The 13,348-nt window shown below is 57.7% G+C and carries 15 protein-coding genes; 8 read left to right on the forward strand and 7 right to left on the reverse strand.

What is annotated here, in order from left to right; all coding sequences use genetic code 11:
- Positions 1-17: 17 nt before the first annotated feature.
- Positions 18-479, reverse strand: a complete 462-nt coding sequence (locus tag NZD89_RS21060) for a YwhD family protein (protein ID WP_268004660.1) — start codon at positions 477-479, stop codon at positions 18-20.
- A gap of 139 nt (positions 480-618) precedes the next feature.
- Between NZD89_RS21060 and NZD89_RS21065 the strand changes: the two genes are divergently transcribed.
- Complete coding sequence (locus NZD89_RS21065) at positions 619-1,260, forward strand: SpoIID/LytB domain-containing protein (protein WP_268004661.1); 642 nt, start codon at positions 619-621, stop codon at positions 1,258-1,260.
- Positions 1,261-1,281: 21 nt separating this feature from the next.
- The gene (locus NZD89_RS21070) at positions 1,282-2,040 is read left to right on the forward strand and encodes a hypothetical protein (RefSeq protein WP_268004662.1); all 759 of its coding nucleotides are present in this window, start codon (positions 1,282-1,284) and stop codon (positions 2,038-2,040) included.
- Positions 2,041-2,120: 80 nt separating this feature from the next.
- On the opposite strand, the gene NZD89_RS21075 is transcribed toward NZD89_RS21070, so the two are convergent.
- The 3 genes from NZD89_RS21075 to NZD89_RS21085 all read right to left on the reverse strand — a co-directional run bounded on the left by NZD89_RS21075 (position 2,121) and on the right by NZD89_RS21085 (position 5,370).
- Positions 2,121-3,299 (reverse strand): pyridoxal phosphate-dependent aminotransferase, encoded by a 1,179-nt coding sequence (locus NZD89_RS21075; RefSeq protein WP_268004663.1) that lies wholly within the window; start codon positions 3,297-3,299, stop codon positions 2,121-2,123.
- Positions 3,300-3,314: 15 nt separating this feature from the next.
- A complete protein-coding gene (locus NZD89_RS21080; protein ID WP_268008566.1) occupies positions 3,315-4,490 on the reverse strand; it encodes an FtsW/RodA/SpoVE family cell cycle protein in 1,176 nt (391 codons plus the stop codon).
- A 73-nt stretch (positions 4,491-4,563) separates the two neighbouring features.
- Positions 4,564-5,370 (reverse strand): glycerophosphodiester phosphodiesterase family protein, encoded by an 807-nt coding sequence (locus NZD89_RS21085; protein ID WP_268004664.1) that lies wholly within the window; start codon positions 5,368-5,370, stop codon positions 4,564-4,566.
- Between the two features lie 107 nt (positions 5,371-5,477).
- On the opposite strand from NZD89_RS21085, the gene NZD89_RS21090 reads away from it, so the two are divergent.
- The 3 genes from NZD89_RS21090 (at position 5,478) to NZD89_RS21100 (ending at position 8,479) form a co-directional block, all read left to right on the forward strand.
- Entirely contained in the window at positions 5,478-5,789 is a 312-nt protein-coding gene (locus tag NZD89_RS21090) for a hypothetical protein (protein WP_268004665.1), read from the forward strand.
- A gap of 261 nt (positions 5,790-6,050) precedes the next feature.
- Entirely contained in the window at positions 6,051-7,478 is a 1,428-nt protein-coding gene (locus tag NZD89_RS21095; protein ID WP_431308633.1) for an FtsW/RodA/SpoVE family cell cycle protein, read from the forward strand.
- 44 nt (positions 7,479-7,522) lie between these two features.
- Complete coding sequence (locus NZD89_RS21100; protein WP_268004667.1) at positions 7,523-8,479, forward strand: MBL fold metallo-hydrolase; 957 nt, start codon at positions 7,523-7,525, stop codon at positions 8,477-8,479.
- A 57-nt stretch (positions 8,480-8,536) separates the two neighbouring features.
- Here the strand turns inward: NZD89_RS21100 and thpR are convergent, their stop codons facing one another.
- The 3 genes from thpR to NZD89_RS21115 are packed head-to-tail and all read right to left on the reverse strand — an operon-like array spanning position 8,537 to position 9,968.
- A complete protein-coding gene (gene thpR, locus NZD89_RS21105; protein WP_268004668.1) occupies positions 8,537-9,097 on the reverse strand; it encodes an RNA 2',3'-cyclic phosphodiesterase in 561 nt (186 codons plus the stop codon).
- Between the two features lies 1 nt (position 9,098).
- Positions 9,099-9,455 (reverse strand): arsenate reductase family protein, encoded by a 357-nt coding sequence (locus NZD89_RS21110; protein WP_268004669.1) that lies wholly within the window; start codon positions 9,453-9,455, stop codon positions 9,099-9,101.
- 18 nt (positions 9,456-9,473) lie between these two features.
- Positions 9,474-9,968 (reverse strand): free L-methionine (R)-S-oxide reductase MsrC, encoded by a 495-nt coding sequence (locus NZD89_RS21115; RefSeq protein WP_268004670.1) that lies wholly within the window; start codon positions 9,966-9,968, stop codon positions 9,474-9,476.
- A 156-nt stretch (positions 9,969-10,124) separates the two neighbouring features.
- On the opposite strand from NZD89_RS21115, the gene NZD89_RS21120 reads away from it, so the two are divergent.
- From NZD89_RS21120 to NZD89_RS21130, 3 genes are all read left to right on the forward strand, one after another.
- The gene (locus tag NZD89_RS21120; RefSeq protein WP_268004671.1) at positions 10,125-11,006 is read left to right on the forward strand and encodes a DUF1028 domain-containing protein; all 882 of its coding nucleotides are present in this window, start codon (positions 10,125-10,127) and stop codon (positions 11,004-11,006) included.
- 94 nt (positions 11,007-11,100) lie between these two features.
- A complete protein-coding gene (locus tag NZD89_RS21125; protein ID WP_268004672.1) occupies positions 11,101-12,471 on the forward strand; it encodes a Mur ligase family protein in 1,371 nt (456 codons plus the stop codon).
- The gene (locus NZD89_RS21130) at positions 12,431-13,198 is read left to right on the forward strand and encodes a type 1 glutamine amidotransferase (protein ID WP_268004673.1); all 768 of its coding nucleotides are present in this window, start codon (positions 12,431-12,433) and stop codon (positions 13,196-13,198) included. Before NZD89_RS21125 ends, NZD89_RS21130 begins: the two co-directional genes overlap by 41 nt.
- Positions 13,199-13,348 lie beyond the last annotated feature (150 nt).

The raw sequence follows: 13,348 nt of genomic DNA on the forward strand, positions 1-13,348 counted from the left end.
GCCTCCTAGTCAGTTATCTACGAAGAAAAAGCACTTCGGAACGCGTCCGTCGCATTCTCCCACAAATCAGGCCGAATCGTTTGCACGTACTGACCCACTTTCTGGATTGCTTCGGACGACATCCTGCTCAAATCAACCTGGCCGCGAACCGCTTTGTCCATCTGATTGACATGGTCCGACAGTTTTTTGTACCCCAACTTGTTTGCGGAGTCAATCCATAATTCAAAAGGCATCGCCCCCGTGTAGCCAAGGCCGCTCTCCTGGCGCTTGAGCGTGACCCAGACTCCTTCGACGCGCCTTGGGTTTGGGACCTCATCGAGCGATGGAACGAACTTTACACCAACTTCCAGCCGGCTTTTCGCGTGAATTGCCCCATTATCTACAAACACCTCATCGCCGTCGACAAAGATGGCGGAGAGGCCTTTCATCTGGTCGTCTGTCTGATGCTTGGAAGTACCCGTCAAATTTAGTTTCTGCATGTGCAGCACCTCGTTTTACATAACGTTGACCCCATTCTACCGTTTGCGATTTTTAATGTCACACATCAAAAGTGACGTATGAGCGCAAGACGAGTGGGTAAAGTAACAACAAATTTCCCAGCAAAGCGAGGGAAGCACAGTGTCCACCTGTACAGCAAAAATCGCGTTGGCGCTCGGCGTCGTCGGCGCCTCAGTGACCGCTCTGACAGTCTCCACCATGCCAAGAGCCGAGGCGGCACAGACCATCTACAACACGAGCTTGCCGTCGACGATGCGCATCGCAATCCGCGAAAACAATTGGAGTGGTGAACCGGACCCACGCGGACGCATTATTTACGTCCAATCGATACCGTTTTATGAATACTGCGAGGATGTCTTGCCAAACGAATGGATGCCGTCCTGGAATTCGGAGTCCCTGAAGGCCGGTGCAATGGCGATCAAAATGTTCGCTTGGTACCACCATCTACACCCCGTGACCATCGACGGATTTACATTCGACGTGGACAACACGACTAACTTTCAACTGTTCCGCTATTTATCGGCTCAGCCGACAACCAATGCCGCGTTTAACGCCATTCAAAACCAGGCGTATACAAATCCAAGCGGCGAAATTATCGAATTGAATTATCGCGCGGGCATTCAGAACGACCCAAACTGGCAATATCGCAACGCGCAGAAAATGGCACAGTGGGGTTCTCAGTACTGGGCTGAAAAGGGTCAGACATTCCAACAGATTCTTCAGTTCTACTATGTAAATCGTTCACTCTACAGAATTCAGTAAGGTTGAAGGAGTCACAAGTCGATGAAACGTTTTCCTTCTATTAAGACGGTTCTACTCTGCAGCTTTTCCGCGGCTTTAGTCGTTCTCTCCATCCCGACAAACCCGCACCCGGCAGCTGCGCACCGCCTCGCAGACGCGGTTCCCACACTCGCGCCAGCTACCGTTTCCAGCGCGACTGGCAATTCGTCGTGGCAAGGTGCGCCGAATAGGCCGCCTGCGAGCAGTCAGAACAAGCCGTCACCGTCGACTGGCAATCGGAATTCGACGACGCAGCCAGCTCCCAACGCTCCGGCGCCCAGCACTCCAAACGCCGGCCAAAATACGACTGGCGGCCCATCGAGTTGGGGCTATACGAAAGCGAAAATGGCGAAGTTGCGAGTCCGCGTCATCGATGGCCGAACGCGGAAACCCCTATCGGGCGCCGAAGTCGTGGTCATCGAGACCGAGAAGCGGTTGCGGACCGGCGCGAACGGCTATACGCCGTGGTTCGACGCGCCGGTAATCCGAAATCCGAAGTACCGTCCAATGGTCGCTGAACTGCATGGGCAACTTGGTGTCATCGTCTACAAGAACGGGTATCGAGATTCCATCCACCTCGGCATTCGCATGCACGAAGGCATCGAACAACAAACGACTGTCTGGATGTACAAGCTTGGGCCCGGGGACAGACGCGTAGAGCCAGTACTCTACCAAGCACCTTACCATCACATCTGGCTCATCCAGCTCGCAGACAAATTTCGTCAGAGGTCACAAATCGGAGAAGGGCCTGAACGCCCCTGAGGGGGGCTTCAGGCCTGTTTGATGTCGCATAAGCGAAAGCCGTACGACTGAAGAGCGAACAACACCGACAAAACGGGTGCCTACGCGTAATTGGTACGAATGAAATGAGCAATGCGCGTCGCAGCTTCCCGCAATCTATCCTCTGTGGTCAACAGGCCCACGCGGACGTATCCCTCGCCATGCTCGCCAAATCCACGCCCCGGAGCCACGGCGACGTGCGCTCCGACCAACAGCTGTTCGGCAAACGTCACCGAATCCACACCGTTTGGGATAGGCACCCAGCAAAAAAACGATCCCGCTGGCGCCGGAACGGTGAGACCGCGCTCCCCAGCCGCAGACAGGAACGCATCTCTGCGCCTCTGGTACGTGTCGACGAGGGCGTGCACCGACGATTGATCAGGACCGAGCGCCGCGATGGCCGCCTCCTGAATAGCCGGAAAGATAGATACGTAGTAGTGGTCCTGAATCAAGTTCAAGTGAGCGATGACGTCTTTGTTCCCGACGGCAAACGCCACGCGCCATCCCGCCATGTTGTACGTCTTGCTCATGGTATAAATCTCCACGCCGACCTCTTTAGCGCCGGGCTGTTGCAAGAAAGAAGGCGGTTGGTTCCCGTCGTATCCGATCGCGCCGTACGCGAAGTCGTGGACGACGACCACTTGATGCTGCTGCGCCCGGTCGATGACCGCATCAAAAAATTCCGACGTGGCACCCGCACCAGTGGGGTTATTGGGATAGTTTAGGTACCAGACCTTCGCCCTCGTCCATTCCTCGATGGAGACTTCATCGAGGTCTGGGAGATACCCGTTTTCTTTCGTGATGGGCAACGGACGCGCCGTTCCACCTGCCAACTGAATCCCGCTCAGATAATCCGGATATCCAGGGTCAGGAACGAGCGCAATGTCCCCATGTTCGAGATAGAGCTCGGCGATTTCCACCAATCCTGTTTTGCCGCCGACGAGAATGGCGACTTCCTCCTCCGGATTCAGCGACACGCCGTAGGTGCGGCGGTAGAAGTCAGCCACTTCCTGTTTCAGCCGCGGCAGGCCGCGAAATGGGGCGTAACGATGGGTGGCCGGATTCAGCGCAGCCGCTCGCAAGGCCTCTACCACGTGAGGGGGCGTCGGCAAGTCTGGGTTTCCTTGGCCGAGGTTGATGACGTCGTTCCCCTGCGCCTGTACTTCGGCCACTCGTTTGGTCAGCGCCGCAAAAAATTGCGCGGGCAATCGATTTATTCGTTCAGCTAGGCGGATATCCACTTCGGTTCATTCTCCTTAATCAAAGCGCAGTTTACGTCGCCGCACGCCGACGCTGAGAACCAGTCCGACGGCGATGTAGTCAACGACCAGAGACGTTCCCCCGTAACTGATGAAAGGCAACGTGATGCCCGTCGAAGGACTCAGGTACATGTCCATGCCGATGTTTTCAAACACCTGGAAAGAGAACATCCCAATGATGCCCGCCGCCAGGTACATGCCGAAATAGTCGTCCGTCGTCGCCGCAATTTTGATTAAACGATACATCAGCATCAAGAACAAGAGGACGAGTACAGCCGCGCCGACAAATCCGAACTCCTCGCCCACGGCGGAGAAGATGTAGTCAGTCCATTGGTTCGGGACCCAGGCACCTTTTGTCTCGATCCCGTTGAACAGCCCCTCCCCGAACAGTTGCCCGCTGCCGATAGCAATCTGCGCCATGTGTACGTTGTAGCCGTCCTTGCGCACGTCGTAGTTGGGATCTAGCCAAGTCGTGATCCGACTGGCCTGATAGCTTTTTAACAGATGCAACTTGTCGACGATGACGTTGTTGATGAACAACTGGGATTTATCCGGAAACATCACGGCGGCGACGCTGAAGCCGACCACGATGACGACGACAAACAACATGATGATGGCGAAATGCGTTCGTTTTGCAAACACGGTATACATCGTCAAGGCGAGCGCCATAATGACGAGCGCTTGTCCCAGTGCTGGCTCTTCAAACGTCAGCGCAAACGGGACGATGACGATGGGCGCGAGCACCCACACCTTGCGTAAGCGATAGTCAGGCACTTCGCTCTCATCCGTGTCGGCCATAAACGCCGCCATCCAGATGATCAAGGCTATTTTCGCCAACTCCGACGGCTGAATCGTGACCACCTTGAGGTTGATCCACGAGTGCGCGCCACTGGTGGCCGGAAAGCCGAAGACGACCACGAGCAAGAGCGCCGAAATTCCATACAGCCACCACCGGTACTTGCGCAGAACTCGGTAGTCGAAGACGGTCGTCACCAACAGCGCGACGATCCCCACGATTTCGTACGCGATCTGCTTCACCATTATATGGCTAGGAATGTAGGGATTCGCATGGCTGTGTGTCGCGGCGTCCACGGCGATGGTGCCATATGCGGCCAACAGTAAGAGGACGCCAAACACGGTGAAATCCAGATCACGAATGTTGCGACGTAGCATTTCCAAAACCAGTTACCTCCGTGTTCGAGTCGGGTTGATAGCAGTGGCGATGTCAATCCGTTGACATCGCAGATTACACCGATGCGTGGAGAACGGACAGGCAGACATCCGGGCAGTCGGTGACAATGCCGTCGACGCCTACCTCGATAAGCTCCTTCATCTGCTTCTCGTCGTTGACAGTCCACACGTGAACCGCCACGCCCATGGCTTTGGCCCGCTCGACAAAATGTCGATTTACCAGCGGTCTGCCCCAAGCGGACCTCGGGACCTGCAGGGCCAGATACGGCACCTTTGCCCGTCTGCCGAAGAAGCGCAGGAGCGACGGGATGCGCAGGAGAAATTCAACGACTTCACGCGTCGACGCGCTGGTCGCTACCCTTGGCGTTCGAGCCCGCGCCTCGACCAGGGTTTGATGCGAAAACGACGCCAGCATGACGCGATGAAACGCGTTGTGCTCGTCGAGTATGCGAAGAAACGAAGCCACTCGCGGCTCTTTCGGCTTTAGGTCGACGTTCACACGGACGTCCGGCAGGCCTTCGAGCAACTCGTCAAAGGTCATGATCTGCACGCCCTTCCCGCGAAACGGAAAAGTCTTCCCTTCGTCGAGCGTGAAGCGATAGCCAAAGTCGAGTGCACGCAACTCCCTGTACGTCAGGTCGCGAATGCGGCCGGTGTGTTCCGTGACGTGATCGACAACGTCATCGTGGCAGACCACGAGTCGGTCGTCCTTCGTCCAGTGAACGTCCGTCTCGATGACGTTTGCGCCCATTTTCGACGCCAATTCAAACGCCGGCCAGGTGTTGGCTGGCGCCCTCATCGACGCTCCGCGGTGCGCCATCGTTAAAAATTCTGCATCATCCGTGAATGGATGCGAGGACATTTCGCAATCCCCCCAATTATAAACGACGGTGGACAGTCTGTGCATGCGCCGCTACATCCGGGATACCTGCCCCATAAGCTAGGCATTGTCAAAGGAGGCGTATATCCATGGTTACGCATCGTCACGTGCGCGAATACCTAGGTCAGCACGTTCACTTGCATACGCATTTCGGAACGTTTCAAGGAGTCATCGTCCATCTCAGCAAACATCATATCATCCTCGGGCGGGTTCCAACGCGTGATCCACAACTTGCCTTCGAAGGCATGCCTCTCTACCCAGATGGCATGATGCGACATATGCCGATCGGGCCCGGCGGCGGTCCACCCCTTCCTCCCCCTGGTCCCGGCGGCGGTTGGCAAATTGCCATCCCACTCGCAGCCATCCTGGGTATCACTGCAGTGGGGATGCACTGGTGGTGAGGATAGGGTCAGCCGGAACCTCGGCGGCTCCCGACCGCGCTTTAGCGCTTTTGAGAGGCTTTGTGCCGTAGTGCGCAGGCGGCCTTGGCCCGCTTTCCCGCGCGCGTACGTCGCCCGAAGACCCCCTGAGGCCACCTGTCGACGACGGAATCATCTCGACGGTGGCCAGTTCCACTTACAAAAAATGGACTGTATGCCGGTGTGCAGGGAAACGGCCCAAAATGTCGAATTTAGTTTGGACTGTCTGCATTCACAAGGGTGGTGTTCCAATTGCGGACCAAACGGCATCAGCCAGATTACATTCTTATGATTGCGGTCCTCATGCTCACCGGGATCGGCATCATTACCGTATATTCCGCCAGCACGGTCGTGGACTTGCACGAGGGGATGGCGGCAGACCACATGGCCATCCGGCAACTCTTAGCGAGCATATTCGGCCTCTTGTTGTTCGGCGGCGCTACCTATGCGCCATACCACACGTGGTTCAAGCTCGCGCCAAAGCTGCTGCTCGCAGCCGTGGCCCTGCTCGTCGTCGTACTCGTTCCAGGCGTGGGCCATAGCAGCCACGGCGCCACGCGCTGGCTAGGCTCTTCGAGCATTCACCTGCAGCCGTCGGCGGTGGCCATCATCGTCGTCGTGATCTACTTGTCCTTTTTGCTCACGAAGAGGATGACGGTGCTCCACGACACGCGCCGGGCGTTTCGACCGGCGATGGTGGTGGTGATGATGCTCACCGCGCTCGTCTTTATCGAACCGGACATGGGCACGGCGATGGCGCTCTTCGGCACGGCGGTAGTCGTCATGTTCGCGTCGGGGCTGCGCATGCGCCCGCTGATCATCTCGCTTGGCATATTGGCACCTATCGGCTATTTGCTGATTCACTTCGCCTCGTACCGGAGCAGTCGGATGGACGCGTTCCTGCACCCGTTTAGCGCCGCATCGCAGCAGGGCTCAGGCTACCAGCTGATCCAGGGCCTCACCGCCATCGCAAACGGCGGCCTGACCGGACGCGGGTTCGATCTCAGCGTCATGGCCACAGGCTACCTGCCAGAGCCCTATACGGACTTCATCTTCGCGGTGTTCACGGAGCAGTGGGGCTGGCTCGGCGACGCTGGGCTACTGGCCATCTTCGCCGTCCTCATCTGGCGCGGATTCCGCGTGGCACGGTACGCGCGAGACCGGTTTGGCGCCCTCCTCGCCATCGGGTTGACGAGTACCATCATCATTCAGGCCGCCATCAACCTTGGCGCCGTGACTTGGCTGTTGCCTGTGACCGGCATTCCGCTGCCTTTCATCAGCTACGGAGGCACGGACATCTGGATCAACCTTCTCGCCATGGGGATTCTCATGAGCGTCTCGCGCGAGACGGCCGACACGGTGACCGACGTGGACTCCTTGGCGGAAATTCTGTCGGTCGATGAATTCAGAGCGGACCGGGTCCAGGCCTCGCAGCAACCGATGTCTTCTCGTGCGCAACGGCCAGCGCAGGTGACCAACCTTTCATCGCGCCGAAACACTTGGCCATCCAGCACAGGCGCGCGCAAGTCTCAGTCGGACGAGACGTCGCAAATGAGGCGGAACCTCTCGCTGACCTGGAAGGCTCAACAGGAGTCGAGCGCAACGCGCGAAAACCGGACGAGCAGTCGCAATCATAGCGACAGCAAAGGGTCACGTAAGCATAAGCGATAGTCGCCGGAACCATGCACGCCGGCGGACGGGACAGGAGTGACGACATGCAGAGACCAGCATTTCCACAACCGGTGAAGATGACGGACGACATTTGGCAAATCGATTTGATGGAGCAAGGGCTTCGCTACCGCACCGGCGCCTATGTCATCCTCGACGAGAAGCCGACTTTGATCGAGACCGGCTCCGCCAATTCGCACGAAGCCCTGATGGCCGGATTGTCAGCCATTGGACTGTCAGCACATGACTTGGCGTACGTCGTCGTGACGCACGTCCACCTAGATCACGCCGGCGGCGCCGGCCAACTCATCGCAAAAGCCCCCCAAGCACAACTCGTGGTGCACCCTCGCGGCGCGCGCCACATGGCCGACCCGAGCAAACTTTGGGCTGGCGCGACGCAGGTCTATGGAGACAAAACCGAGGCACTCTTCGGCGGCGTAGTGCCTGTCCCGACTGAACACATCCTGGTTAGAGAGCACGAGGAGACGCTCTCCATCGGCAGGCGCACGCTCCAATTTTTCGACTCCCCTGGGCACGCCAAACACCACTTCACCATCTTGAGCGAAGTGGACCGTGCCCTGTTCGCCGGAGATGCGGTAGGGATTCGCTATCCGACGGAATTCACTGGGTTTCCCTTCGAGTTTATCGCTCCGTCGAGTTCCCCTATCGACTTCGACCCAGTGGCGGTCCACCAAACCCTCGACATGCTTCTAACGCTTCCGTTCGACTGGGTGTATCACGCGCACTTCGGCAAGTCTTTGAAGCTGGAGGCCATCGACCACACCCGCCGTTTGGCGGACGCATTTGCGGCCGTGATCGAACGGATTTACAGTCCTGACATCGAGACGCAAACGGTGGTGGCAGAATTGCGCCGCCTGATCGCCGACGACCTCGAGCGGCAAGGAAAAACCGCTCTGGATTTACGCGTGCTCGACATCGACGTGGTGCTCGATGCGCTAGGGCTCGTCTACTACGAGAAGAAGCGGCGGGAGCGAAACAACTAAACGGACTCTGACTCGGAGATAACAGGGGCGACCAGTCGCAGTCGCCCCAATTCCCCGTCAGTTCTCCGGCCCCCTCAGCTCGAACCGGGCTCGCACTGGATACTGTAGTTGTCCGTCGATGCGGGTGGACTCGAACAAGATGAGGTTGGGCACGAGCGTCGTCAATTTGGCCGGTGCTCTCAATCGTTCCACGTCCACCTGCGAGCGCAACTTACGCGCCAAGGTGATATGCGGTCGATAGTGCTTTTCGTCCAAGTCCAATGCCAATCGCTCCAACACCTGTTCCTTCACCGCGCGGTTGAGCAGGGCGAGCTTGTCCCAATCTGTCTCGTTGCGCAACAACCCCAGCCAAAACACTTTGTTCCGGGAGAATTGGCCAAGCGCGCCCGTCGTGAGTCGAATAGGTCCCACCTGCTCGGCCGCGCGACGACCGGCCTCGGCAATCGCTTCCTCGTCCTCGTCGGACACCATCCCTAGAAACAGTACTGTGATATGTAAAAGTTTCGGATTGCTCCAGGCACCCGCTTCCACATGGCGTGCTTTGAGGGAAGTTTGCAAGGCGTGAAGCTCGTCCCTCCACTCGTCGGGCAACTCGAGGCCGAAGAATAGACGCCTCATGTTACTGGTCCTCTCCCAAGGCGATGCGGCGGTACGCGCCCTCGTGATAACCGACAAACACTTCCTTGTCCGTTTCCAGAATGGGACGCTTGAGAAGCTTGCCGTCCTTGGACAATTCGCGAATCCACTCATCCTCGGTAAACTTCGCATGTTTGAGATCTCGCTCGCGATAGACCGTCCCTCGCGTATTCACAAAGTCCTCAACTGGACGTCCGGACCGCTCCATCCAAGTGCGGATGGTTTGTTCACTCGGCGGCCTGTCCACGATGTCGTGAAACTGCACGTTAGCCCCGCTCTCCTGAAGCGTTTTGTGCGCGTCACGACAAGTTGAGCAGCGCTTGTAACCATATAACAGCAACTAGGTTCCTCCTCGAAGTTAAAACTGGGTGTGCTTACACAGCACGGCGACTGCCTGTTCGAGGCCGCGGGCATCTTCCTCGTCAAAGCGTGCGGGCGTCGGGCTGTCGATGTCGAGCACGCCAATCAGCTTGCCCTCGACGACAATCGGCACGACGACTTCTGATCTCGACGCGGGATCACACGCGATGTGGCCAGGAAAGGAAAATACGTCTTCGACGACCATCGCCTGCCGCTTTGTTGCGACGGCGCCACACACGCCTTTGCCAGACGGAATGCGAATGCACGCCGGCTTCCCTTGAAACGGACCGAGGATGAGTTCGCCGTCGTCCTCACTCCACAGGTAAAAGCCGACCCAGTTGATGTCTTTCAAGTACAGGTTCAACAGCGACGACATGTTGCTCAAGTTGGCGATTGCGTTTGGCTCGCCGGCGAGCAAGTGGTGGAGCTGCTCTGCGATTTGGTCGTAAAATTGCTGTTTATTGTTTGCCTCAATGGCCGATTCCGTAAACATCTAGACTACCTCCGTCCTTAGACCGACATCTATCGGTCATTATATTATAGTATAATCCACGTGAAAGGTCGTACGAACCACGGGCCTTGGCGCGACGGCGATTGGCTCGAAGCCCGAACGATTGAATATTTTCGTTCCCTAAGGAGCTGACCCTTTTTGACGAAGACCCCAATCCGCAATCACCTTCCCGCCGTAGCCACATTCTCCATCGTGGCTGTCGACGTGGCTACCGGCGAGATCGGCGTCGGCGTGCAATCCAAATTTCTCGCAGTCGGCTCGGTCGTGCCCTGGGTACGCGCAGGTGTCGGCGCGATTGCGACGCAGAGCTGGGCGAATACAAGCTATGGACCGCGCGGCCTCGAGCTCCTCGAACAAGGACTGCACCCAAGTGAGGTCATCGCGCAACTCACGGGCTTAGATGAGGACAAAGATGCCCGTCAGATAGGCATCGTCAACGCGCGCGGCGACAGTGCCACGTACACCGGGAGCGGCTGCTTTGCGTACGCGGGTGGAATCGCCGGACAAGGGTTTGCAGCACAAGGAAACATTCTCGCGTCGGCGGCAGTCGTCGACGGTCTCGTGGAGGGCATTCAGTCGGAGGGGGCCCTCGCGGATAGATTGATTCGCGCCCTGTCACTGGCGCAAGCGGCCGGAGGCGACAAGCGCGGCATGCAGTCCGCCGCACTCTACATCGCCAAGCAAGGCGCTGGCTACGGTGGCTTCAACGACCGCTTTATCGATCTCCGCGTCGACGAACACGCCTCGCCCATTCAAGAATTAGACAGGCTCCTCCACCTTCAGCGCCTGTACTTCGGCAGGACGCGACAAGAGGACGTTTTGCCGCTTTCTGGCGACACACTCGCAGAGATACGCGACCTGCTTCGACAAAAAGGCTACGAGGCTGGTTCCGGCCCGACGTACGACGAGACGACAAAATCACAACTTCAACAGTACTTCCTGACGGAGAACTTCGATGACCGTTGGACGGACGAGGCCACGATTGATGGCCTGGTCCTCGACTACATGCGCAAGCACTAACTGCGCGTCATGCGCACAGGCGTGCCGACAATCTGCGGCCACTTGCGCGATTCGGTCTTGTCACCGCACCTACGCTTTGAAAGGACGACGAGTCATGCTCGGCATTTGGATTGGTAAGTTGGTCACCTGGCTTTTGCGAATGCGAGGGATGGATGCGACTAGCTTCCCAGGGAAAATCGCCTTAAAGTTTTCACCCCGTCTCTTAGCCTGGTTTGGCAGGCGCATCGAGCGGGTGATTGTTGTCACCGGAACGAACGGAAAGACCACGACGACCTCCCTACTCGCAGCCATGATGCAGCACGAGGAACCGGTCATCACAAATCACAAAGGGGCCAACCTGCTCCAAGGCATCGCGACGGCCTTTCTCCAACACGCGAGTTGGACGGGCAAACTCGCCGCCAAGACGGCGGTCCTCGAGGTGGACGAGGCCACTTTCCCGCTCTTGGCAGATAGCCTTCCCATCGTCGTGATTGCCGTGACCAACGTCTTTCGCGACCAGTTGGACAGGTACGGCGAGCTCGACGTCACCGTCGACAAGTTGTTCTCGGCCATCCGCAAAACGGACGCCTGCCTGGTATTGAACGCCGATGATCCCATCTGTCGCAATCTCGGCCTGCGCGCAAGCCGCAAGACATTCTACTACGGGATGTCGCGCGACACCGCTCGCGCCGCCTTGCGCCGTCAGATGAGAGACGGACAGTTTTGCATGAACTGTGGGCACGAGCTGGTGTACGACGCGTTCTGGTACGGACAATTGGGGCTGTACCGCTGCCCGTCATGCGACTTTTCGCGCCCGCATCCAGAGTTCATCGGCGTCTATCGCGGAAAGACGATGGCGCTGTGCGAGGCGCAACTGCCAGAAGTGGAATTAAAGATGCCCGTGCAAGGTCTGTACAACGCCTATAACGTCCTGGCCGCCGCCTCTGCAGCCCGCGTCGTCGGGCTCTGGGCTGGACCCATTCACGACGGCTTGGCGGACTACAATCCGCCGGACGGCCGCATGCAATCCTTCGATACAAAGGCGCCCGTCACGTTGAACCTGGTAAAGAATCCGACGGGTTGCGACAGCGTTGTTCAGGCGGTGGTGTCAGAACCTGGCGAGAAGGTCGTCGTCATCGGCATCAACGACCTCGCCGCCGATGGCCGCGACGTATCTTGGCTCTGGGATGCGGACTTTGAACTGTTCGCGGAGGACGACAACGTCGTGTCGTTTATCACCAGTGGATATCGCGCGGAAGACATGGCCCTGCGCTTAAAATACGCCGGCATCGACAGCTCGCGCATCCGCGTGGAGTCCGACATGGACGCGGCGATGGATTTTGCGATTGAGTCCGCTCGCCTTCAACACGTCCCTGTGTTTGCCCTCTGCACATATACGCTGCTTCACAAGACCGTCCATACTCTAACAGCAAAGGCGAGAGACCATGAACGAGCGAACGCTGAATATCGCGCATCTGTATCCTGACTTACTCAACCTGTACGCGGACCGCGGTAATATCGTCACCTTGGTGCAACGCCTTCGCTGGCGTGGAATCACAGCTACCGTTCACGAAGTGACACACCAAGACACACCCCGTCTGTCTGCGTACGACCTCGTGTTACTTGGAGGCGGCTCAGATAGAGAGCAAGAAATTGTCGGCGAATACCTATTCAAGCACAAGCAAGAGTTCAAAGAGGCCGTCGAATCGGGGCTGCCGCTCTTAGCCATCTGCGGAGGATACCAGTTGCTAGGGGCTTACTATCAGCTGCCAAACGGGCAAAAGATCCAGGGCCTCGACATTCTCGATATGTACACGAGCGCGGGTACGGGCTTACCACGGCTCATCGGCAACGTGGCGATTGAAACCGAGTACGGTATCGTGATGGGCTTTGAGAATCACGGCGGCCGTACCATACATCAACACCGTCCACTTGGCAAAGTCCTACACGGACACGGCAACGACGGGGAGAGCGGGCACGAAGGTGTCCATCACTTGAACATCTGGGGAACGTACATCCACGGTCCATTGCTCCCGAAGAATCCACAGTTCGCAGATGCGGTGCTCGCCACCGCCCTGGAATATGCGGGTCATTCTCCCGACCTCGATCCGCTCGACGACGCAGTCGAGGAGTCGGCCCGCCGCGCATTTCTAGCGCGGAGAATGCCAGACGTGACGTCAAACCCTGATGTGTCAGCGGCCCAACCGAAATAGGCCAAACTCTAGAATACAGCGTAGACGGCGTGCTCGGGAAAGACGAGCACGCCGTTCTTTCGTTCACCCGCCGCGCACCCGACCAGCACACGGCACCTCGTTTGACGTAACACCTAAAGGTGTTATATAGTAAATCCGAAACCAAAGGGT

The organism is Alicyclobacillus fastidiosus (assembly GCF_026651875.1).
Lineage (GTDB): Bacteria > Bacillota > Bacilli > Alicyclobacillales > Alicyclobacillaceae > Alicyclobacillus > Alicyclobacillus fastidiosus.